The sequence below is a fragment of the Methylocystis sp. ATCC 49242 genome (assembly GCF_000188155.2).
Taxonomy (GTDB): Bacteria; Pseudomonadota; Alphaproteobacteria; order Rhizobiales; family Beijerinckiaceae; genus Methylocystis.
Genome location: NZ_KE124774.1, coordinates 2,297,684 through 2,319,520, shown reverse-complemented (window position 1 = coordinate 2,319,520; position 21,837 = coordinate 2,297,684). Strand labels below are relative to the sequence as shown.

Here is a 21,837-nt window from a genome sequence, read left to right as displayed (position 1 = left end):
ATCGAGACGAGCGTGACGAAGGAACCTCGCGACGCGCCCCAGTTCTATCTCACCTCGCCGGCGCCGTGCCCTTACCTGCCGGGCCGCGCCGAGCGAAAGGTGTTCACCCACCTCATCGGCCTGCGGGCTCCGGGGCTCAACGATACGCTTACGCAATCCGGCTTTCGCCGGTCACAGACCATCGCCTATCGCCCGGCCTGCGAGAATTGCCGCGCCTGCGTGTCCGTGCGCGTGAAGATCGACGAATTCATCCCCTCGCGCGGCCATCGGCGGATCATGCGCCGCAACATGGACGTCGTCGGCGAGGGCCGGCCGGCGCGCGCGACGCCCGAGCAATACGCGCTCTTCCGGCGCTATGTCGGCGCGCGCCACTCGGACGGCGGCATGGCGGACATGAGCATGGTCGATTACCAGATGATGGTCGAGGACAGCCATGTGGACACGCGGCTGATCGAGTATCGCCTCGCGCACGACGCGCCCGGCGGCGACGCTGACCGGCTGGTCGCCTGCTGCCTCACCGATCGGCTCGGCGACGGCCTGTCCATGGTCTACTCGTTCTACGAGCCCGATTTCGAAGAACGCTCGCTCGGCTCCTTCATGATCATCGACCACATCGCGCGGGCGCGGGCCGCGGGCCTCCCGCACCTCTATCTCGGCTATTGGGTCGAGGGTTCTCGCAAGATGGCCTACAAGGCGCGCTTCCTGCCCCAGGAGCGGCTCGGCATGGACGGGTGGACGCGGGCGGGGTAGAGCGCGAAAGACGTGTTTACCAATCGCTAACTGCGTTTCCTAACGCTATCTTTTGATTGCGCTCTCTAGAAATCCAGGCAGGAGACTGCGGCTGGGGGAGGGGGCCCGCTCATGGCGTTTTTGTCCTGGATCACACTTGCGGGCCTTGCCGGCGCCGCAGGCTTTGCGCTGGTCGCCTACCGCCGTCTCAGGGCGCTCGAAGCGCTTTGCGATCAGGCGGCGGCCGACATCGACAGCCAGTTCAGGGCGCGTCACGCGCTTCTGCCGGACCTCTTCAACGCCGTGCGCGCCTTCACGCAGGATGAGCGCGACACATTCGATTTCGTCTTGAAGGCCCGGGCCGCCGCGCTGCGCGCAACGACGCCGCAAGCCCAGATTCTCGCGGAGACGACGCTGGGCGAAGGCGTGCGCCGACTGCTGATCATCGCTGAGTCTTCTCCGATATTGCAAAACTCCCGCGAGTTCGACGCGTTCTGCAGGCGGATCGCCCACGCCGAGTCCGAGCTGGCCGCGGCGCGCCGGCGCCTGAATCTGGCGGTAAAGGACTATAATCTCGTGCTGCGACAGTTCCCGACCGGCCTCCTCGCCGGGCGGCTGCACCTCGCCCGCCGCTCCTTCTACGACGTTGGCGTCGAGCTTTCGCCGGTCGATGAACCGGTGGCGCTAAAGGCTTGAAGAGACAGCAAAATATCGGTCTTTGACCCGGTTTCGAGCGTCTTCGGGCGCCGGCTCGGACGGAAACCGGCGAGTACAGACACAAAATCGCCGGACTATTCGCGCCTTGTTAACTTTAAAGATGCTCAAGTGAATTGAAAGCCGGCGCGGCCGTGGGCCGGCGCCGCTTTCCGTTTTCCCGCCGCGACATCGCCGGCGACTCGACTGCGACTGGAGCGATTGGTGCGCAAACTAGCGATTTTCCAGCTTTCTCTCGGCCTTTCATTGGCGGCCGGCGCGCCGGCTTTCGCCGGCTCCGACTATGACGGGCAGGCGGAATGGGCGCAGCGCTACGACGCCGACGCGCGTCTGACCGTTTCCCGCTCGACGACGCCGATCCTGTCCACACAGACCGTCGCGGCGACGGAGGCCGCGATCGAACAATTCCGCGAGATCGTCGCCAATGGCGGCTGGCCGCAGGTGCCCGCGGGCCATCAGCTGCGGCTCGGCGTCAGCAGCCCCGCCGTTTCGACGTTGCGCAAACGCCTGATCGTCTCCGGCGACATCGGTCACGAGACCGGCACGAGCCCGATTTTCGATTCCTATGTCGAAGCGGCGGTGCGCCGTTTTCAGGCCCGCCACGGCATCATCGAAACCGGCGTCGTCAACCAGCAGACTTTCGCGGCGCTGAATGTGCCGGCGGAAACGCGCCTGCGCCAGCTCGAGACCAATCTCGTGCGGCTGCGCAGCTTCTCGCGCGATCTGGGCAACCGATATGTCACGGCGAACATACCGGCGGCCACCGTCGAGACCGTGGAGAACGGTCAGGTCGTGACCCATCACATCGCCGGCGTCGGCAAGATCGACCGACAGTCCCCGGTGATGCAGACCAAGGCGATCCAGGTCAACTTCAATCCGTTCTGGACCGTTCCGGCCTCGGTCATCCGCAAGGATCTGATCCCGAAGATGCAGGCGGATCCGAACTACCTGCACGACAACCACATCCGCGTCTACAACAAGGAAGGCCAGGAGCTGCAGCCCGAGCAGATCAACTGGCGTTCGCTCGACGCGCTCAATTACAAGTTCCGCCAGGACATCGGCGGAGACTTCAACTCGCTGGGCGTGGTGCGCATCGACATCGCGAATCCTTACGGCGTCTACATGCACGACACGCCGGCCAAGGGCGTCTTCGGCGACGACTTCCGCTTCGTCTCCTCGGGCTGCATCCGTCTGCAGAACGTGCGCGACTATGTGGCGTTCCTGCTGCGCGAGACCCCCGGCTGGGACCGCGACCATATCGATCAGGTGATCGCCTCGGGCGAGCGCGTCGATGTGAAGATCACCCCGCCGGTGCCGGTCTATTGGGTTTACGTCACCGCCTGGGGCGCGCCGGACGGCGTTACGCAATTCCGCGACGATATCTATCAGCGCGACGGGCTCGGCGTCTCCCGCGCGGCGGAAATGACCCCGCCGCCAGCCGCGCAGCAGGCCGCTGCGCCGAGGCAGGTGCGCAGCGAGCCTCTGCTGCCGCGTGAAGACGAAGAGAACTGACCGCCGATTCGCGGTTGGCCGGGATCGCCGCGCGCTTCAGCCGCGCGACGCCCGCCACGCGCCGCCGCACATGTCGGTAGAGGACGACCAGGCCCCCGAGCCCTTGCCCCCGCGCAGCTGACCATGGAAGCGCGCGACGCGGTCCCCGCTCCCCGTGAAGCGCGCGACGATGTTGCCCTCGCCGTCGACATAGCCCCAGGTCGAGACTTCAGCGCCGGCCGCCGAAACAATCCTGTTCCCGGAAATCTGAAGACCGGTCGGGATCAACGCCGGGCAATTCCCGACGCTCGTCGACGCTTCGATCGTCCAGACGCCGTTCGGGTCGCCCGGGGAAGCGACAGCCGCTTCGGCCCCTTCATGTTTCGGCTTGCGCGGCTTGGCGAGGGCCCCGCTGGCGGCGAGAGAAGCCGCCAGCGTCAAAAGCCAGAACCTCATTTGGCCTCCTCGAGGGCGCGCTGCAGCACGTCGTGCATGTCGCAGCCCACATAGATGAATTCGCCGACGCCCGAGCGGCGCAGCCGGTCTTCCAGTTCCCCCGGCCGGCCGGCGAGATAGAGCTTAGCGCCCGCGCCCTTGAGAGCGATAGCGACCGCCTCCGCCATATCGCCGTAAATCCGGTCCGACGAACACAGGCAAGCGAGTTTCGCGCCAGAATCGCGAAAAGCCCTGGCGATCTCCGCGCTCGAATCGGTTTCCGGGCCGAAGACCGCTTCGACGCCGCCCGCCTCGAAGAAGTTCTTGGCGAAATTGGCGCGCGCGGTGAAAGCCGCGACCGAGCCGAGATTGGCGAGGAAGACGCGCGGGCGGGCGCCTGTTTTTGCGGCATGGGCGTCGGACGCGTCGCGCAGCCGCTCGAAAGGCTCGGAGAGGCGGCGGGGCGCGAGCGCCGCCGTCTTCGGCGCGCCGGCCGGCGCCTCGGCGTTCTGGCGTGAGGCGTCGAAGGGCGCCAGCACATCGAGCGCCTTTTCGTGGATATCCGGGAACTCATTGGCTCCGATGATCTTCTCACGGGCGCGCGCGACCTTTTTCGCTCGCTCGCCGGCGGTCTCCGCCACGCGGCCCTGGAAGGTTCCCTTCTCCAGCGAGGCGGGCAATCCACCCTCGGCCTCGATCTGCTGGAACGCGGCCCATGCGCGCTCGCAAAGCTCCTGCGTCAGCGTCTCAAAACCGCCGGCGCCGCTCGTCGGATCGTCGACAACGTCGATATGGGATTCGTCCTGAAGGACCAGCTGCGTGTCGCGGGCGAGGCGATGGGCGAAGCTGTCCGGCGCGCCGAGCGCCTGCGTGAAGGGCAGGACGGTGATCGTGTCGGCGCCGCCGATGGCCGCCGAGAAGGTCGCGAGCGTTCCGCGCAAAATGTTGTTCCACGGGTCGCGACGCGACATCATGCGCCAGGCGGTCTCCGCGAAGATCAGCGCCGGTTTCGGCGTGAGGCCGCAGGCCTCCTCGACGCGCGCCCAGAGGCGGCGGATCGCGCGGAACTTCGCGACGCCCAGGAATTCGTCGGCGTCGGCGGCGAGGCGGAAGGCGATGAGCGCGCGGGCGGTTTCGAGATCGAGGCCATTGTCGGCCAGCGCGCGCAGATAGGCGACCGCCGCCGAAAGGGCGAAAGCGAGCTCCTGCGTCTCCTCGCCGCCGGCGGCGTGGATCACCCTTGCGTCGGCGACGACGGCGCCGCTCGTGAACCCGGCAGCGGCCGCGGCTTTGGCGGCGGCGGCGAAGGACTTGGACTCTTGCGGCCATGGCGCCGGCGCGAAGCCGTGCAGCGCTTGCAGGCCGAGCGGGTCGTAGCCCAGAGAGATCCGGGTGATGGACGGGTCGATGTGCTGGCTGTCGACGAGGCGGATGATCGCCGCGGCGGCGCCGGGCGCGCGGGGCGACGCCTCGACCAGCACCGGGATGCCGTAATCCAGCCGGACATTGGCGAGGAGACGCCCGATCGTCTCGTCGCTGTCGCTCGTCAGGCCGCCGCCATAGGCGCCCTGAGAGCCCGCGAAGACGATATGCAGACCATCGGCGCCGCCTTCGAGGTCCTCGATGGCGAAGCGGTTGGCGGCGTCAGCGTCGGCGAGATCGACGCGGCCGAGGATCGACCAGCGGCCGGGGGTGCGGCGCAGAGCGCGCGGGCCGGCGGCGGCCGCGCGGGGGTAGAGCGGGGCGAGAGCGACGCCGCCATAGGTCTTCGAGACGAGCGTGTCGAAGGACGCGCCTTTCAGCGCCTTGTCGACGAGTTTGCGCCATTGTTCTTCGGTCGGCTGTGGAAAAACTCCGGCGATCGCTGTCTCATGCGCAGTCATTTTGGTCTCGACCCCTCATGTTTTGCGCGCCTTTTGCCACGAAGCGCCGGCTTTTGGCCACTGCTAATCGGCAGAAAGCCGTCGGGCTTTATTTTCCCGTTCAAAACCCGTAACCAAGTCGAGGCCGCCCGCAGGGCGGGGGAAGCGCCGGCCTGCGGGGCTCGACCGCGCCAGTCGCCGCGCGGGTCGCCGCCCATCCGGGCCAGATCCCGACGCCCTGCGTCAATGCGCCGCGCGGCCGCCGTCGCCTTTTCAGACGGCCAGACCCCTAACGGAGGGATTCGTGACAGATAATCCGCAAGACATCGCCAGGCTCAAGGAAGAAATCATCGAAGTGATCGCTTCCGAGGGCATGGTGGACCGCACCAAGGTCACGCCCGACGCGACAATCGAGAGCCTCGACCTGAAATCGGTCGACATCGTCATGATCCTCACGGCGCTGGAGGAAAAATTCAACGTCTACATCCCCATGGACGGGTCGCTGCAGGAGGCGAAGACGGTGGAGAGCCTGATCAGCGCCATCGCCGAGCACATCCAGAAAGAGCGTGAGAACCAGTAAATGGCGGATTCGCGGGCGGACGGAGGACGCCGCGTCGTCATCTCCGGCATGGGCGCGGTCTGCGCCTCCGGCGTCGGCGCGCGCAAGCTGTGGGAGGCTGCCCGCGACGGCGTCAGCCAGGTTCGCGAGCTGAAGACCGAGCGGCCTTATGACGGGCGGATCAAGATCGCGGCGCAGGTGCCGGAATTCGACCCGGCCGAATATATCGAGCCGGAAGTTCTGCCCTTTTGCGATCCCTTCACGCAATTCGCCGTCGTCGCAGCCGACGAGGCGATGGCGCAGGCGGGCTTCGGCCGCATGGACATTGCGGGGCCGCGCACCGCCGTGATTCTGGGCACCGGCATCGGCGGCATGACGACCATCGAGGACGGCATCTACAAATATTATGTTGAACATACGCGTCCCGAGACGCTGAGCGTGCCCAAGCTGATCCCGAGCGCCATGCCGACAACGATCGGCGCGCGCTTCAAGGCGCTCGGCCCCACCTTCGCCATCGGAAGCGCCTGCTCGTCGGCGAGCCAGTCGGTGGGCCTCGGCATGCAGATGATCCGCTCCGGCATGGTCGACAAGGCGATCGTGGGCGGCGCGGAGGCGTGTGTCATCAACGCCACCATCCGCGCCTGGGAGGGCCTCCGGGTGATGACCCCCAATCTCTGCCGGCCTTTCTCGAAGGGGCGCAACGGCATGTCGCTCGGCGAGGGCGCGGCCGTGTTCGTGCTGGAGACGGCGGAGTCGGCGCGCGCGCGCGGCCATGAGCCGCTCTGCGAACTCGCCGGCTACGGCACGACGAGCGACGCCAAGGATCCCGTGCGGCCGGATCTCGACGGGGCCTCGAGCTGCATCTCCGCCGCGCTGGCGGACGCCGGTCTCGCGGCGCGGGACATTCACTACATCAACGCCCACGGCACGGCGACGCACGCCAACGACATCACGGAGTCGGAAGCGATCCTGCGCGTCTTCGGCGACTACGGGCGAGAGGTTCCCGTTTCCTCGACGAAACCCATCCACGGCCATGCGCTCGGAGCGAGCGGCGGTCTGGAGCTCGCCATCACGATTCATGCGCTGCGCGAGCAGACCGTCCCGCCGACGATCAATTTCCTCGAACACGATCCCCGATGCCCCATCGACGCCGTGCCCAATGTGGCGCGCCCGCACAGCATCGGCGCGGCCATGTCCAATTCTTTCGCCTTCGGCGGCATCAACGCCGTGCTGATCGTCCGCCATGCCGCCTGACGCGCCGACCACGCTCGGACCATTCAGGCTTCGCGTCGACCCCGAGCGGGCGCGCGCCTATGGACTCGAGACGGGGGGCGACGGGAGCGGCGCGCCCCCGCTCTGCTATCCGGCCCTCTGGCTGACTGATCCCGCGCTTTTCGACCGGGTGAAGGATTTGTGCGCGGCGCTGGACGTCGTGCCCGTCCATGAATCGCAGAGCTTCGACAATGAGACGCCGCTCGTCGCGGGCGAGAGCTATGATGTGTCGGTGACGATGCGACGCGAGGAAACGCCGCCGCGCCTCGTCCTCGAAGCGACTGTCGCGACGCCGGCCGGCGGGCGCGTCGCGCGAATCGAGACCGTGCTGCGCCTCGTGCCGCGCGCGGGACTGGGGAGCGCATCATGAGCGTCGCGATCAAGGTCGGCGACAAGCTGCCGGAGACTGTGATCGGCCCCTTCGACGCGCAGGCGCTCGAGCGTTATGCGGCGGTCTCGGGCGACGACAATCCGCTGCATCTCGACGATTCGCTCGCGGCGAAGATCGGCCTCGCCGCGCCGCCGGTGCATGGAATGAAGCTGCTCGCGGCCTTCGAGCCGATGCTGAAGAAATGGCGCGGCGACCTCGTTCTGGTCGGGCTTTCGGGCAAATTCATCCAGCCGATCCTGCGTGGCGAGACAGTGACGCTCTCCGGCCGCGTCCTGCGCGCATCGGAGACGGAGGTTTTCCTGCGCCTTTTCGCCCATGGCGCGGCGCGCACGCCGGGGATCATCGGCGAGGCGACGCTGCGACCCGCGACTTCCGGAGCATGACCCTGCGACTTCTCATCACCGGCGCCTCGAGCGGCATCGGCCGCGCGCTGGCGCTCGCATACGCCAGGGATGGCGCGAGCCTCTGCCTCCTCGGGCGCGACAGGACGCGGCTCGAGGCCGCGGCGGAGGCCTGCCGCGCGGCGGGCGCCTCGGATGTCGAGACGCGCGTCGCCGACGTGCGCGACCGTGAAGCCATGGCGAGGCTCGTGCAGGCCGCCCATGCGGCGCGGCCGATTGACGTGCTCTTCGCCAACGCGGGCGTGGCCACCGGGCTCTCGCCCGGGCAGGTTCTGGAGACGCCGGAAGCCGTGCGGGCCATGCTGGCGATCAATGTGGCGGGCGTCTTCAACACGGTCGAGCCCGCGATCGAGGCCATGTGCGACCGCGGGCGGGGGCAGATCGTCATCGTCGGCTCCATGGCGGGCGTGCGCAGCCTTCCCTATTCGCCCTCCTATTGCGCGGCCAAGGCCAGCGTTCACATGTGGGCCGACTGCCTGCGCGGACGGCTGGCGCCGCACGGCGTCCGGGTCAGTCTGATTGTTCCGGGCTTCGTCGAGACGCCCATGTCGGCGCGCACCAAGTCCTGGCAGCCGGGCGCGATCTCGGACGAGAAGGCGGCGCAAATCATCAAGCGCGGACTGGAGCGAAGAAAGAACGTCATCGCCTTTCCGCGATACATGTATTTCGCAATGCGCTTCTTCACCCTTTTGCCGTCGGGTCTGGTCGACAGCGTCATGCGGCGCTTCCATGTCGAGGTGCCCGAAACCAGCGAGCGCGAACCGTCGTGACGGCGGGTCTCGCCCTCATGTGGTTTGCAGCCGTCTATTGGGTGGTCGCGATCGCGCTTCTGGTCATTTCCGTCGTCGCCACGATCGCGCAGCCCTGGCTCGCGGCGCGGCGCGCGAGGCGGCGCGACCAGCCGCCGGTCTCGATCGTGCTGCCGGTGAAACTGCTGGAGGAGGAGTTCGAGCGCACGCAGGAATCGGCGCTGGCGCAGGACTATCCGGATTTCAAAGTGACGGTCGCGGCCGCCGATCTCGCCTTGCCCGCCGTCGCGAAGATGCGGGAGATCTTCGCCCGCCATCCGGACGTTCCCGCCCGCATCCTTCGCTCGACCGCGAAATTCGCGGCGAGCCCGAAGGTGGACAATCTGTATGCGCCTTTCATGCAGGCCGAAAACGACGTCATCTTCATGAAGGACGCCAATGTCCTGCTGGAGCCGGACGCGCTCGCGGAGCATCTCAAACAGCTCAATGACGATGTGGGCCTCGTCTGCGCCATTCCCTATTGCGCGCGGCTCGACAATTTCGCCGCCCATGTCGAGGCGGCGATCATCAACGGGCCGCATGCGCGCATGCTGTTCCTCGCCTCCTGTCTCGGGCAGGGGCACGGCGTCGGCAAGATCATGCTCTTTCGCCGCTCGGACTTCCTTCGGGCCGGCGGCTTCGGCGCCATTTCGCACACCGTCGGCGAGGACAACGCCCTCGCCAAGGCCATGCGGCGAATCGGTCAGAAACCCGTTTTTTCACATCGGCCGGTGCGGCAGGAGCTTGGCGCGCGCGAATTCGGCGATGTCTACAACCGTCAATTGCGCTGGAGCGTCATACGCCGCAACGACGAGCTGATTTCCTTCCTCGCGGAGCCGATCTGCCAAGCTCTTCCAGCGGTTGCGGCGGGCGCCGTCGCCGCGCCGATGGTCGATTTGAGCCCGATTTCGGGGGCGCTCGTCACATTTGCGGTGTGGTTTGCTTTGGAGACATTGCTTTCCATGGCAAAAGGATGGCAGTTATCTTACGCGGCGCCCGCGGTTTTCATTATACGCGAGGCGATGATGCTTGCGGTCTGGGTGAACGCCTGGATGACCGACCGGGTGGTCTGGGCGAAGGATACGGTCCACGCGCGCGCGGCTGCGCAGCCGGCGCCGACCCCGCACGAAGAAGGATAGCCTTTTGCTGCTCGGACTCCTCCAATTTCTGGTCGACGCGGTCGCGTATGCCTGCGCCCTGATCCTCGTTGCGATCGGTCTCGGCTATCTCGTCGTGATCGGCCGCTTTCTCTATGATCAGCTGCGCGGCGTGCGCGATCCCGAAGCGCCGGCGCGCGCCGACGCCGATCTGCCGCATGTGCTGCTGCAGATCCCCGTGTTCAACGAGCCGCTCGTCACCGAGCAGTCGCTGCGCTGCGTCGCGCAGCTCGACTGGCCGAAGGACAAGCTCCGCATTCAGCTCCTCGACGATTCCACTGACGAGACGAGCGCGCGCGCCGCGGCCGTGGCGGAGGAGTTGCGCGCGGGCGGAACGGTGATCGACCATGTCCGCCGGGCGGATCGCTCCGGCTTCAAGGCCGGCGCCTGCGCCCATGGCCTCACGCTGACGGACGAGCCCTTCATCGCCATGCTGGACGCGGACTTCCGTCCGCCGCCGAACTGGCTCAGGCGCACCGTGCCGCTCTTTCTCACCGACGACCGCGCGGGCTTCGTGCAGTCGCGCTGCGAATTCCAGAATTACGAAACCAACTGGCTCACCCGTGCGCAGGGCTTGGTGCAGGACGGGCATTACATGATCGAGCAGCGCTCGCGCGCTCACGCCGGCTGGCTCTTCCAGTTCAATGGCACGGGCGGGATCTGGCGTCGCGCGACGATCGAGGACGCGGGCGGCTGGTCGGATTATTCGCTATGCGAAGACCTCGATCTCACCGTGCGCGCCGAACTCAAGGGCTGGCACGGCCTCTTCGTTTCGGAGCCGCCGATTCCCGGCCAGGTGCCGGAGGGCATCCGCGACTTCCGCCGCCAGCAGCGGCGCTGGTCCAACGGTTTCGTGCAGGTCGCGCAGAAGACCATCGTTCCGATCTGGCGATCGCCCTGGAGCCTGTCCAAGCGCGTGCTGGCGATTTCGCTCATCGCCCATCAGATCTTTTTCCCGGCCGCCGCGATCGGCCTGATCGCCTTCGTGATCGGCGCGATCCTTCACGGTTCGCTCGCGCCCTACTACGGCATACTAGAGCTCGTCGTCGTGATGACGCTGATGGTCGCCCTCGGCATGACGCTGCCGCCCTATCTCGCGCTCAAGCGCGGCACGGTGGCGGATTACGCCAAAACCGTCGGGTCGGTGCCGCCGCTCTTCATCTATCTCGCCTTCGCCAATGGCGCGAAAATCCTGCAGACGCTGCGCGGCCGCAAATCGACCTTCAAGCGCACGCCCAAGCTCGACCGCGAGACCGGGCCCGCGCCCGTGGATGTCGAGGCGGAGTAAAACCCTATTCGAGGCGCGCCGGCGCCTCGAAAGCCTCCTTGTCGGTGACGACCGTGATCGTCGCGTCGGCGCCCTTGGGTTTCGGCCCGGTCGAGAAGAGCGTCAGCGTAAAATCGGCCCCGTCGCGCTTGCTCTCGATGAAGAGCGGCTCGGCCACCTCGGGGAAGACGTCTTCCGCCTTGCCGGGGCCCTTGTAGCTCAGACGCCACGAATCCTGCGCGTCCTCCTTGCGCAGCGCCAGCCGCTTCTTCGCTTCCGCCGCGCCGACCTTCTGCGGGACGCGCTTCTCGGCCGCCGCGATCTCGGCCGCGAAGGGCGAGGCGCCCGCGCGGGGCAAAGCCAGCGACAGCTCCGCCTTCGCCGGCAGGCAGATCTTGCCGCAGGCGGCGTAATCCAGCGTCAGATTGAGGGTGACCGGCGCCTTGGGGTCCTGCGGCGTCACTTTCAGCGGAAAAACCACTTTCCCGTCATAGCCCGCGACGATTGTTCCGGCCTCGTCGATGTGTTTCGGGGCCGGGAAGGAGGTTTCGACCCTCGCCACATTGACGGATCTGGAGAAATCGAAGACCGGAGGCGAGCCGGCTTCGCCGGGCTGGCGCCAATAGGTGATGGTCGCGGGATTGAGGTCGATCTCGACGCCGGCGCGATAGACGCCGCCCTGCGCCGGCCCGGCCGCGAGGAGTCGCGCGGCGGAGACGGCGCCCTTCGACGGGGGCGAGGCGAAATCCGCCTCGGCGGCGCCAGCGGGCGTCAGCACGGTCGTCGCCAGAAAAACCGCTATATATGTGGGGAAGGCGCGCTTCATCGGCTCCTGCTTCGTCTCGGGCGTTGTTTTCGGGGCGGTTATCGCGCCCGCCGCATTATCGCCGCTTGTGAAGGAAGCGCGGCAAGCGTAGCATGAAATTATGAGCGCAATGGGCAGGAAGCAAGATTTGGATCGACCGGTGGGCGGCGGCCCGCGCGGCGGAGAACGCCGCTATCTCGACGGGCAACTCCTCGTCGCCATGCCCGGCATGGCGGATCCGCGTTTCGCGCGGTCGGTGATCTATCTCTGCGCCCATTCGGAAGACGGGGCCATGGGCATCGTCGTCAACCAGCCGGCGCGGGTGAAGAACTTCCCCGATCTCCTCGTGCAGCTGCAGGTGATCGCCCCGCAGGAGCGCATCAGCCTGCCGCGCCGCGCCGAAGAGATTCAGGTGCTGTCCGGCGGCCCGGTGCAGACCGACCGCGGCTTCGTGCTGCATTCGCCGGATTTCTTCCTCGACAATTCGACCCTGCCGATCGACGACGGCGTGTCGCTCACCGCGACGATCGACATTCTGCGGGCGATCGCTGCTGGCGAGGGGCCGCACCACGCGCTGCTGGCGCTCGGCTATGCCGGATGGGACGCCGGGCAGCTCGAGGACGAAATCCAGCACAATGGCTGGCTTCATTGCCCGGCCGATCCGGAGCTGCTCTTCGATCGCGACCTCGACAGCAAATACAGGCGCGCGCTGCGCTCCATCGGGATCGATCTGGAGCGGCTTTCGTCGAGCGCGGGGCACGCGTAACGGTTACGGCGCAGGATTGCTGTGCAGCTGGTGGATCTGGTCGATCCGCCGCTCGATTTCCGGCGTGATCTTCACCTCCACCGAATCGAGGTCCGTCTTCAGCTGCGCCATCGTCGTCGCGCCGATGATGTTCGACGTCACGAAGGGCCGCGAGGTTACATAGGCGATGGCGAGTTGCGCCGGATCGACGCCGATGTCGCGCGCCAGCGCAAGATAGGCGTCGATCGCCGCCTCCACTCCCGGCTTTTCATAACGCTGCGCCCGCTCGAAGAGCGTGGTGCGCGCGCCGGGCGGCCGCGCGCCGCCCTGATATTTGCCCGTGAGATAGCCCTGCGCCAGAGGCGAATAGGCGAGAAGGCCGACGGCGTCGCGCTCGGCGTATTCCGCAAGGCCCATCTCGAAGGTGCGATTGATGAGGTTGTAGGCGTTCTGGATCGAGACGACGCGCGGGCCGCGCCCGAGTTCGGCGGCGCGCAGGAAACGCGCGACGCCCCAGGGCGTCTCGTTGGAAAGGCCGATGTGGCGAACCTTGCCGGCCTTCACCAGCCCGGCGAGCGCTTCCAGCGTTTCCTCGATCGGAACTTCCGCGCGCTTGCTCGGGCGGCGGTAGGTCGTGCCGCCCGCGCCCCACAGCGGGAGCGAACGGTCCGGCCAGTGCAGCTGATACAAGTCGACATAATTCGTCTGCAGCCGCTTCAGCGACCCCTCGATCGCGTATTGTATGTTCTTCGCGTCGAGGACCGTGCCCGCGCCGCCTTCGCGCAGCCAGTCGGCGTCGCCGCGACCGGCGACTTTCGTCGCGATGATCACCCTGTCGCGGTTCTTTCGCGCGGCGAGCCAGCTTCCGATGATGCGCTCGGTCGAGCCCTGCGTCTCGCGGCGCGGCGGGATCGAATATATTTCCGCCGTGTCGATGAAATTGACGCCGCGCGCGATCGCGTAATCGAGCTGCGCATGGCCTTCGCTTTCCGTATTCTGCTGGCCCCAGGTCATGGAGCCGAGGCAAATGGCGGAGACGGGAAGGTCGGTCGTTCCGAGACGGCGGTATTCCATGTCGCTCCCCTAACGGAGGAACTGGCTCGATTGAAGTTCGAGCCTGAGTTCGAAACTCTGAAACTGGGTGAAGATCGGCGCGAGCCACGCCTTCAGCGCGGCGCGCACCACGATCGACATGTCGAGCGGGGGCTCCGCCAGAAATTCCGACAGCGACAGTTGGAAATCGTCGAGCGTCCGCGCGATCGGGGCTTCGAGCCGCGGGATCACGAATTTCCCCCGCGCCGGGTAGCGCGAGAGGATTTCCATCGCTTCGGCGCCGAGCGGCGCGGCGCCCTCATTGTGGACGACGGTCATCCACAGCTCGGGCCATGTCGTGTTCAGCAGAAGGGCGTTGCGGGCGGCCGACTCAGTGGAGTCGGCCTGAAAGAGCAGGATCGGCGTGATTCCCAGCCGTCGCGCCTCCTCGAAGAAGCCGATCTCGGCGATCGTCGAGAACAGGCGGTCGTAGGAGCGAACCCAGACGTCGACGATCTTGGGCGTCTCGTCGGGAACGAGGAGCCGGTCGAAGAGCGATATCTGACCCCTGATTTCGTCGATGTCCACGACCTGCGAGAGCGTCGGGAAATACATGGCGTAGCAGGGCTCGCGTGAGTCGGTGTCGAACCCCTCCACGCCGACGCCGCGCGAGAGATAGTAGTCGGTGAGAAGCCGCGCCGTCGTCGTGACGCCGGTGCGGGAGTGTGGCGAACAGACGAAGAAGACGAGGGTGCGGCGTCTCATTTGATCCTCGCGGATGCGACAGGCGACGCCGCCGCCGCCTTAACGCCCCTTGCCCCCGCTGTTTATCAGGTCGAGCAGCCCGACCCGCTCGAATTCGTCGGCGACGCGCGCGAGCCATGTGCGGACGTAGCCGCGCAGAACGAAGGAGTGGTCCGCCTGCTCGCCTTCCGCCGTCTGGTTGGCGATGAAGGTGGAGTAGGGCGTGCCCGCGAGTTCGACCTGCTCATAGGCGAGTTCGCCCAGCTTGGGGATGGTGATCTCCCCGGTCGTCTGCACTTCCTCGAAATATTTGGCGTGCGTCTGCGGGTCCCATTCGAAGAATGTGGTGTCGTTGACGTGGTTCTTGACCATGAAATAATTCGCGTCGGCCATATAGGGCGCGATCTCGGCGATCTCGTCGAGCGAGGCGATGGACGGGCCGATGACGTGAAGCAGGATGAAGCGGAATTCGCCGGCCTTGACCGCGTCGAAGAAGCCGATCTCGTCCAGCGCCTCGAGAGCGGGGCTTAGGCCGCCGGCCCGCACGTCGATGACGCTCACCTTGGCCTGCGACGTGTTCAGCGTATCGATGATCTTCATCTGATCCGAGGTCGAGGTCAGATCGACGATCATCGTCTCCTCGGGATGGAAGCGATGAAGCGTGCCGCGGGGCGTCTCGGTGTCGAACGCGCGCGCGTGGATGCTGTTGAGGGCGAGAAAATCGAGGACGGCGCGCGCAATGGTCGTCTTGCCGACGCCACCCTTGTCGGCGCCGACGACGATGACGGTCGGTTTCATCAAGGCTCCTGAAGATTGCTGCGACGCCGCGGTTTCGCGAATGTCGCGACGCGATTCCGTCTCCTTTTTCGGAGGCGAGATTTCCTTGGTGGGTTTGAGCGGTCTCTTTACCATGCGGTCTCCTATAGCACTCTATAACGTGCGCCGCCTCGAATCCTTGCGAGATTCTTACCAAGCATAGTTTGCGGTCGCTTGTCATGCCCTCACTAGTTGATTCCTGCGCCATGCGCATGACGGCGGGCAAAATCAACGTATTTTTGATGTAATATATTTTTATTGCGCCTCATTTTTAAGTGAATTGACATCGGGCCGATTTAGAGTATTAAACGTTCGAAATACCGAACGCCGGGCGCGCCGAAGGAGCGTCCATCCGCCGTGAGCAAAGCAAGCGTATGAGCACTGCAGTGGATATTGTCGCGGACCCGCCCAACCCGCAGCCGCGGCCCGAGACGCCGGTTCTGCGCGTCGAGGACCGTAATGGCGTGATCCATGAGCTCGAGGCCGTCGAGGGCTGGCGGCTGATGGAAATCCTGCGCGACTATGGTCTGGGCATGGAGAACACCTGCGGCGGCGCCCTCGCCTGCGCGGAGTGCCATGTCGTGCTAGACGCGGAGTCGGCGAAGCGGGTTCCGCCGCCGCGCGAGGACGAACTGGAAAAGCTCGACGAATTGCCGATGCTTTACGAAAACTCGCGCCTCTGCTGCCAGATCATCTGGTCGGACGAAATGAGCGGCCTCTCGCTGAAGATCGCGCAGGAGACGTGATGTCCACGTTGAAAAATCCGCAAATCCTCCTTGCCTCCGATCTCGCGGACGGCGAGGTGCTGTTTCTCGGGGCCAACGGCTGGGAGCGCAACCACGCCAGGGCCCGCGTCGCCCGCGACAAGGACGAGGCCGCCGCGCTCGAACAATTCGGCAAGGCCGAGATCGCCGCCAATCACGTCGTCGACGTCTATCTCGCCGATGTCGAAATCGGCGCGGACGGCGTTCCGACGCCGCTCCATTACCGCGAGAAAATGCGGATCAAGGGACCGAGCGTGCGTCTCGATCTCGGCAAGCAGGCCGCAGGAGGCGCCAGATGACCGCCCATGATCCGCAGGCGCTGACGCGTCCCAACGCGCCCACCACGACCTATCGCTACGACGAATTCGACGCCGCCTTCGTGCGCGAACGCGTCGCGGAGTTCCGGGAGCAGGTGCGCCGCCGTCTCTCCGGCGCCCTGACGGAGGACGAATTCCGTCCGTTTCGTCTGATGAACGGGCTCTATCTGCAGCTCCACGCCTATATGCTGCGCGTGGCCATCCCCTATGGCACGCTCACCGCGCGGCAGATGCGCCGGCTCGCCGACATCGCCGACAAATACGATCGCGGCTATGGCCATTTCACCACGCGCCAGAACCTGCAGTACAACTGGCCCAAGCTCGTCGACACGCCCGACATTCTGCAGGCGCTCGCCGAGGTCGAGATGCACGCCATCCAGACCTCGGGCAATTGCATCCGCAACGTCACCTCGGATCATTTCGCCGGCGTCGCGCCGGACGAAATCGAGGATCCGCGCCCGACGGCGGAGTTCCTTCGCCAGTGGTCGAGCGCGCATCCCGAATTCTCCTTCCTGCCGCGAAAGTTCAAGATTGCGGTGACGGGCGCCGGGCATGATCGCGCCGCGATCATGGTGCATGACATTGGCCTCGCGATCGTGAAGAACGGCGCCGGCGAGATCGGCTATCGGGTCGTGGTCGGCGGCGGCCTCGGGCGCTCGCCTTTCGTGGGCAAGGTGATCCGCGATTACGTTCCGCGCGCCGATCTGCTCGCCTATCTCGAAGCGATCATGCGCGTCTACAACCGCTTCGGCCGACGCGACAACAAATACAAGGCGCGCATCAAGATCCTCGTTCACGAGAAGGGGATCGACGAGGTCCGCGCCGCCGTCGAGGCGGAGTTCGGCTCGATGGATCGCTCGGTCTTCTCCTACGATCCCGCCGAGTTCGCGCGGATCGCGGCCTATTTCGCGCCGCCGCCCTATGAAGCGCTGCCCGCCGAGTCGCAGGCGCTGCGCGCTGCGCGGATCGAGACGCCGGCCTTCGGCAATTTCGTCGATGTGAATGTCGCGCCCCACAAGGTTCCGGGCTACGCCATCGTCACCGTGTCGCTGAAGCCCATCGGCGGCATTCCGGGCGACGCGACCTCGCAGCAGATGCGCGTGCTGGCGGAGGCGAGCGAGCGCTTCGGCTTCGGCGAATTGCGCGTCTCCCACGAGCAAAACATCATCCTGCCGCATGTGAAGCAGGACGATCTGTTCGCGCTCTGGCGCATGCTGGACGAGGCGGGACTGGCGACGGCGAACGCCGGCCTCGTCTCCGACATCATCTCCTGCCCGGGTCTCGATTACTGTTCGCTGGCGACTGCGCGATCGATCCCTGTCGCGCAGGCGATCTCGAAGCGCTTCTCCGACCTGTCGCGTCAGCGCCGCATCGGCAAGCTGGGCGTCAAGATTTCGGGCTGCATCAACGCCTGCGGCCATCACCATGTCGGCGCGATCGGCATTCTCGGCCTCGAAAAGAAGGGGCAGGAATCCTATCAGATCACGCTCGGCGGCGATCCGACGCTCTCGGCGTCGATCGGGGAAATTCTCGGCCCGGGCGTGACGGCGGACCAGGTTCCCGACGTGATCGAGCATATCGTCGACTTCTATCTCGCCGAGCGACGCGAAAGCGAGACATTCATCGAAACATGGCGGCGCGTCGGCCATGCGCGATTCAAGAGCGCCGTGCGGCGGGAGGGCGAAGATGGCGCTGATATCTGACGGCCGCTTCATCGAGGACGGCTGGCGCCGGCTCGCCGACGAAGAGGCCTTGCCGAAGGACGGCAGGATCATCGTTTCGCTGCCGCGCCTCGAACATTCGCTCGAAGCGCTCGCGCCCGGCGCGAGCCTCGGCGTCATCGTGCCGAACACGACGGAGCCTTCCGCGCTGGCGAGCGCCTTGCCGCGCCTCGGCCTCGTCTCCATCGTTTTTCCCGCCTTTGCGGACGGTCGCGGCTTCTCGCTTGCGCGTCTCATCCGCCGCGCCGGCTTCAAGGGCGAATTGCGCGCGAGCGGGCGTCTGCTCGCGGACCAATACGCCCATGCGCTCGGCTGCGGTTTCGACACGGTCGAAATCCCCGACGATCTCGCCGAGCGTCAGGATGAATCGCAGTGGGCCGCGGCCCGCGCCGCCCATGCGCGCAGCTATCAGCGCGGCTATGTCGCGCCGGGCTCCATTCTCGAAGCTCGTCGGAAGGCGGCGGCGAAATGACTGCTTCCATCGCTGAAATTCTCGAGCCGCGTCTCGCGCCGCTCGATCTTCATCACCGTCTGCTGCTGGCGCGGGAGTTCATTCCCGGGCGCATCGTCTTTACGACGAGCTTCGGCATTGAGGATCAGTTCATCACCCATTCGATCTTCACGCAGGGGCTCGACATCGACGTCGTGACGATCGACACGGGCCGGCTTTTTCCCGAGACCTACGAGCTCTGGGAACAGACCGAAGCGCGTTACGCCCGCCGCATTCGCGCCGTTTATCCCAAGGCCGAACCGCTCGAAGCGCTGATCGAGGAGCAGGGGATCAACGGCTTCTACAAATCCGTCGAAGCGCGCAAGGCCTGCTGCCATGTGCGCAAGGTGGAGCCGCTGTCGCGCCTTCTCGCCGGCGTCTCCGCCTGGGTGACGGGCCTGCGCGCCGACCAGTCCGACGCGCGCGCCGATGCGCCGCTCGTCGCTTTCGACGCCGGCCACAAGGTTTTGAAGATCAATCCGCTCGCCGACTACCGGCGCGAGGACGTCGTCGCCGCAGTGGAGGAATTCTCCGTCCCGATCAACGAACTTCACGCCAGGGGATTTCTCTCCATCGGCTGCGCGCCCTGCACGCGCCCTGTGCAGCCCGGCGAGAGCGAGCGCGCCGGCCGCTGGTGGTGGGAGGCGGACGACAAGAAAGAATGCGGCCTGCATGTCGGCGAGGATGGCGTTCTGCGCCGCGGCCCGGCGCCGCAAAAGGCCGAGGAGACGTTTTGATGACAGCCATCGCCACCCGCTCTCTCGGCCATCTCGACAGGCTGGAGGCCGAGAGCATTCACATCATGCGCGAGGCCGTCGCCGAATGCGAGCGGCCGGTGATGCTCTTTTCGATCGGCAAGGACTCCATGGCGATGCTGCATGTCGCCATGAAGGCCTTCTACCCATCGAAGCCGCCCTTCCCGTTGATGCACATCAACACGACGTGGAAGTTTCGGGAGATGATCGAGTTTCGCGACAATATCGCGAAACAGTGGGGACTCGAGCTCATCGAATACATCAATCCCAAGGGCATCGAGATGGGCGTCGGCCCCTTCACGCACGGCTCGAAGCTCCATACCGAGATCATGAAGACCGAAGCGCTGAAACAGGCGCTCGACAAATATAAATTCGACGCGGCTTTCGGCGGCGCGCGGCGCGACGAGGAGAAGTCCCGCGCCAAGGAGCGCGTGCTGTCGTTTCGCACCGCGCAGCATCGGTGGGACCCGAAGAATCAACGGCCCGAATTCTGGCGGCTCTACAATACGCGCAAGGCGCCGGGCGAAAGCCTGCGCATCTTCCCCATGTCCAACTGGACGGAAGCGGACATCTGGGACTACATCGCGCGCGAGAACATTCCGGTCGTGCCGCTCTATTTCGCCAAGGAGCGCCCGGTCGTGCGCCGCAGCGGCACGCTGATCATGGTCGACGACGAGCGCATGAAGCTCGAGCCGGGTGAAGTCATCGAGCGCAAGATGGTGCGCTTCCGGACGCTCGGCTGTTATCCGCTGACCGGCGGCATCGAAAGCAACGCCGCCACTCTCGAAGAGATCATTACGGAAATGCGGGAAAGCCGCTCCTCCGAGCGGCAAGGCCGCCTGATCGATCACGACGGCTCCAGCTCCATGGAGCAGAAGAAGCAGGAAGGTTATTTCTGACATGCACGGCGCCGTCGTCACTGCAGAGCCCGCACGCGTCTCGACCAGTCAGGCCAGCGAAAAGCCGCTGCTGCGCTTCATCACCTGCGGTTCGGTCGACGACGGCAAGTCGACGCTGATCGGCCGCCTGCTCTACGACGCGGACCTCGCGCCGGACGATCTCATCGCCGCGCTCGAAACCGACTCCCGGAAGCACGGCACGCAGGGCGACGATCTCGACTTCGCATTGCTCGTCGACGGTCTTGCGGCCGAGCGCGAGCAGGGCATCACCATCGACGTCGCCTATCGCTATTTCGCGACCGACAAGCGCAAGTTCATCGTCGCCGACACGCCCGGCCACGAGCAATACACCCGCAACATGGCGGTCGGCGCCTCCACTGCCGACCTCGCGATCCTGCTCGTCGACGCGCGCAAGGGCATTCTCCCGCAGACGCGCCGCCACAGCGTCATCACGTCGATGTTCGGCGTGCGCCATGTCGTCGTCGCCGTCAACAAGATGGACCTCGTCGGCTATAGCGAGGACGTGTTCCGCAAGATCGAGTCGGACTTCCGCGCCTTTGCCGGGAATCTGCGCTTCGCCTCGATCTATGTTCTGCCGCTCGTCGCCAAGGACGGCGACAATCTCGTTCACGGCGGCGCGACGAACATGCCCTGGCACGACGGCCCGCCGCTCCTGTCCTATCTCGAAAGCGTCGCGGTCGAGGACACGACGCGCATCGCGCCCTTCCGCATGCCGGTGCAATGGGTGAACCGGCCGAACCTCGATTTCCGCGGCTTCTCCGGCTTCATCAGCGGCGGCAACATCCGTCCCGGCGACATCGTGCGCATCCTGCCCGCCGGCCGCGACACGCGGATTTCGCGCGTCGTCACTTACGATGGCGATCTCGACAGCGCGGTCTCCGGCCAGTCGGTCACCGTCACGCTTGCCGAGGAAATCGACTGCTCGCGCGGCGACATGCTGTCGTCGCCGGTTTCGCCCGCCAAGGTGGGGGACCGGCTGGAGGCGAAACTGCTGTGGCTCGTGCGCGAGCCGCTGAAAGTCGGCGCAAGTTATCTGCTCAAGATCGGAACGAAGCTCACGCCCGCAAGCGTCTCCGCCGTCGACTCGCGCATCGAGATCGAGACCGGACTCGCCGCGCCGGTCGCCCAGGGCGAGACGCTCGCCTTCAACGAAATTGGCGAGGCGAAGCTCTCACTTGAAACCGTCGTCGCCTGCGATCCCTATGTCGAGAATCGCGAGACGGGCGGCTTCATCCTGATCGACCGCATCACCAATGAGACGGTGGCCGTCGGCATGGTGAAGACGGTCGCCTCGTCCAGCGGCCGCGTCGCGCCGGCGCTGGCGGAGCTGAGCTACGCCTCGATGGAAGGCGTGGCGCCCGTGCGCGAGGCGACGACGGTCTCGGGACGTATCGCCCGGTCGCTGAGCTTTGCGCTCGTTGCGGGCGTTGCGACTTTCGCAATCGCTTTCGCGTTCGTGAAAGATGCGTCGCTGGCGGGACAGATCGCGATGGCGGAAACCTTCGCGCTGGCGGCGATCCATTATCTGCACGAGCGCGCCTGGTCGCGGTTGCGCGGATCTGAAGGGGCCTCGTCGCTCGACGAGGCGGGCCTTTAGGCCGCGACTTCGTATCGATGCGCTGAAATATGTCCCGGAAAGCTCTTGGGGTTTTCCGGGACTTT

At 65.9% G+C, this 21,837-nt stretch carries 24 protein-coding genes; 18 read left to right on the top strand and 6 right to left on the bottom strand.

Annotated elements, in window-relative coordinates; genetic code table 11:
• Positions 1-12: 12 nt before the first annotated feature.
• From MET49242_RS13415 to MET49242_RS13405, 3 genes are all read left to right on the top strand, one after another.
• Positions 13-750: an arginyltransferase gene (locus MET49242_RS13415; RefSeq protein ID WP_036283545.1), complete on the top strand. Its 738-nt coding sequence runs from the start codon at positions 13-15 to the stop codon at positions 748-750.
• Positions 751-861: 111 nt separating this feature from the next.
• Complete coding sequence (locus MET49242_RS13410; RefSeq protein WP_036283543.1) at positions 862-1,425, top strand: LemA family protein; 564 nt, start codon at positions 862-864, stop codon at positions 1,423-1,425.
• 219 nt (positions 1,426-1,644) lie between these two features.
• Positions 1,645-2,955 (top strand): murein L,D-transpeptidase, encoded by a 1,311-nt coding sequence (locus MET49242_RS13405; protein ID WP_371212528.1) that lies wholly within the window; start codon positions 1,645-1,647, stop codon positions 2,953-2,955.
• A gap of 36 nt (positions 2,956-2,991) precedes the next feature.
• Here MET49242_RS13405 and MET49242_RS13400 read toward each other — a convergent pair whose 3' ends face one another.
• Together MET49242_RS13400 and MET49242_RS13395 are read right to left on the bottom strand one after the other, a co-directional pair.
• Positions 2,992-3,390, bottom strand: a complete 399-nt coding sequence (locus tag MET49242_RS13400; protein ID WP_036283541.1) for a hypothetical protein — start codon at positions 3,388-3,390, stop codon at positions 2,992-2,994.
• A complete protein-coding gene (locus MET49242_RS13395) occupies positions 3,387-5,252 on the bottom strand; it encodes a methylmalonyl-CoA mutase family protein (RefSeq protein WP_036283538.1) in 1,866 nt (621 codons plus the stop codon). Before MET49242_RS13395 ends, MET49242_RS13400 begins: the two co-directional genes overlap by 4 nt.
• Before the next feature lie 283 nt (positions 5,253-5,535).
• On the opposite strand from MET49242_RS13395, the gene MET49242_RS13390 reads away from it, so the two are divergent.
• From MET49242_RS13390 to MET49242_RS13360, 7 genes are read left to right on the top strand one after another with little or no spacing between them, the layout of a single operon-like run.
• Positions 5,536-5,811, top strand: a complete 276-nt coding sequence (locus tag MET49242_RS13390) for an acyl carrier protein (protein WP_051134195.1) — start codon at positions 5,536-5,538, stop codon at positions 5,809-5,811.
• Positions 5,812-7,044 (top strand): beta-ketoacyl synthase, encoded by a 1,233-nt coding sequence (locus MET49242_RS13385; RefSeq protein WP_036283536.1) that lies wholly within the window; start codon positions 5,812-5,814, stop codon positions 7,042-7,044. It begins immediately after the preceding gene.
• On the top strand, positions 7,034-7,432 hold the full coding sequence (locus tag MET49242_RS13380) for a hypothetical protein (RefSeq protein WP_036283532.1): 399 nt from the start codon (positions 7,034-7,036) through the stop codon (positions 7,430-7,432). The genes MET49242_RS13385 and MET49242_RS13380 overlap by 11 nt, the downstream gene beginning before the upstream one ends.
• Complete coding sequence (locus MET49242_RS13375; protein WP_036283529.1) at positions 7,429-7,836, top strand: MaoC family dehydratase; 408 nt, start codon at positions 7,429-7,431, stop codon at positions 7,834-7,836. The genes MET49242_RS13380 and MET49242_RS13375 overlap by 4 nt, the downstream gene beginning before the upstream one ends.
• A complete protein-coding gene (locus MET49242_RS13370; protein WP_036283527.1) occupies positions 7,833-8,624 on the top strand; it encodes an SDR family oxidoreductase in 792 nt (263 codons plus the stop codon). Before MET49242_RS13375 ends, MET49242_RS13370 begins: the two co-directional genes overlap by 4 nt.
• 17 nt (positions 8,625-8,641) lie before the next feature.
• A complete protein-coding gene (locus MET49242_RS13365; RefSeq protein WP_144259621.1) occupies positions 8,642-9,781 on the top strand; it encodes a glycosyltransferase in 1,140 nt (379 codons plus the stop codon).
• A 7-nt stretch (positions 9,782-9,788) separates the two neighbouring features.
• Entirely contained in the window at positions 9,789-11,087 is a 1,299-nt protein-coding gene (locus MET49242_RS13360; RefSeq protein WP_036288061.1) for a glycosyltransferase family 2 protein, read from the top strand.
• A 4-nt stretch (positions 11,088-11,091) separates the two neighbouring features.
• Here the strand turns inward: MET49242_RS13360 and MET49242_RS13355 are convergent, their stop codons facing one another.
• On the bottom strand, positions 11,092-11,892 hold the full coding sequence (locus MET49242_RS13355; RefSeq protein ID WP_036283523.1) for a protein-disulfide reductase DsbD domain-containing protein: 801 nt from the start codon (positions 11,890-11,892) through the stop codon (positions 11,092-11,094).
• A 109-nt stretch (positions 11,893-12,001) separates the two neighbouring features.
• On the opposite strand from MET49242_RS13355, the gene MET49242_RS13350 reads away from it, so the two are divergent.
• Positions 12,002-12,637 carry a YqgE/AlgH family protein gene (locus tag MET49242_RS13350; RefSeq protein WP_051134522.1) on the top strand — a complete coding sequence of 212 codons (636 nt, stop codon included), beginning with the start codon at positions 12,002-12,004 and terminating at the stop codon, positions 12,635-12,637.
• A 3-nt stretch (positions 12,638-12,640) separates the two neighbouring features.
• On the opposite strand, the gene MET49242_RS13345 is transcribed toward MET49242_RS13350, so the two are convergent.
• From MET49242_RS13345 to MET49242_RS13335, 3 genes are read right to left on the bottom strand one after another with little or no spacing between them, the layout of a single operon-like run.
• On the bottom strand, positions 12,641-13,690 hold the full coding sequence (locus MET49242_RS13345; RefSeq protein WP_036283516.1) for an aldo/keto reductase: 1,050 nt from the start codon (positions 13,688-13,690) through the stop codon (positions 12,641-12,643).
• 9 nt (positions 13,691-13,699) lie between these two features.
• Positions 13,700-14,413 carry a hypothetical protein gene (locus MET49242_RS13340; RefSeq protein ID WP_036283515.1) on the bottom strand — a complete coding sequence of 238 codons (714 nt, stop codon included), beginning with the start codon at positions 14,411-14,413 and terminating at the stop codon, positions 13,700-13,702.
• Positions 14,414-14,452: 39 nt separating this feature from the next.
• Complete coding sequence (locus MET49242_RS13335) at positions 14,453-15,304, bottom strand: hypothetical protein (RefSeq protein WP_192815602.1); 852 nt, start codon at positions 15,302-15,304, stop codon at positions 14,453-14,455.
• A 278-nt stretch (positions 15,305-15,582) separates the two neighbouring features.
• Here MET49242_RS13335 and MET49242_RS13330 point away from each other — a divergent pair, with 278 nt between their 5' ends.
• From MET49242_RS13330 to cysN, 7 genes are read left to right on the top strand one after another with little or no spacing between them, the layout of a single operon-like run.
• Positions 15,583-15,954 carry a 2Fe-2S iron-sulfur cluster-binding protein gene (locus tag MET49242_RS13330; protein WP_051134194.1) on the top strand — a complete coding sequence of 124 codons (372 nt, stop codon included), beginning with the start codon at positions 15,583-15,585 and terminating at the stop codon, positions 15,952-15,954.
• Positions 15,954-16,271 carry a DUF2849 domain-containing protein gene (locus MET49242_RS13325; protein ID WP_036283513.1) on the top strand — a complete coding sequence of 106 codons (318 nt, stop codon included), beginning with the start codon at positions 15,954-15,956 and terminating at the stop codon, positions 16,269-16,271. The genes MET49242_RS13330 and MET49242_RS13325 overlap by 1 nt, the downstream gene beginning before the upstream one ends.
• Positions 16,268-17,992, top strand: a complete 1,725-nt coding sequence (locus MET49242_RS13320) for a nitrite/sulfite reductase (protein WP_036283510.1) — start codon at positions 16,268-16,270, stop codon at positions 17,990-17,992. The genes MET49242_RS13325 and MET49242_RS13320 overlap by 4 nt, the downstream gene beginning before the upstream one ends.
• On the top strand, positions 17,976-18,482 hold the full coding sequence (locus MET49242_RS13315; RefSeq protein ID WP_036283506.1) for a DUF934 domain-containing protein: 507 nt from the start codon (positions 17,976-17,978) through the stop codon (positions 18,480-18,482). Before MET49242_RS13320 ends, MET49242_RS13315 begins: the two co-directional genes overlap by 17 nt.
• Positions 18,479-19,237, top strand: a complete 759-nt coding sequence (locus MET49242_RS13310) for a phosphoadenylyl-sulfate reductase (protein ID WP_036283504.1) — start codon at positions 18,479-18,481, stop codon at positions 19,235-19,237. The genes MET49242_RS13315 and MET49242_RS13310 overlap by 4 nt, the downstream gene beginning before the upstream one ends.
• Positions 19,237-20,154: a sulfate adenylyltransferase subunit CysD gene (gene cysD, locus MET49242_RS13305; RefSeq protein ID WP_036283502.1), complete on the top strand. Its 918-nt coding sequence runs from the start codon at positions 19,237-19,239 to the stop codon at positions 20,152-20,154. Before MET49242_RS13310 ends, cysD begins: the two co-directional genes overlap by 1 nt.
• Position 20,155: 1 nt before the next feature.
• A complete protein-coding gene (gene cysN / locus MET49242_RS13300) occupies positions 20,156-21,772 on the top strand; it encodes a sulfate adenylyltransferase subunit CysN (RefSeq protein ID WP_036283500.1) in 1,617 nt (538 codons plus the stop codon).
• Positions 21,773-21,837 lie beyond the last annotated feature (65 nt).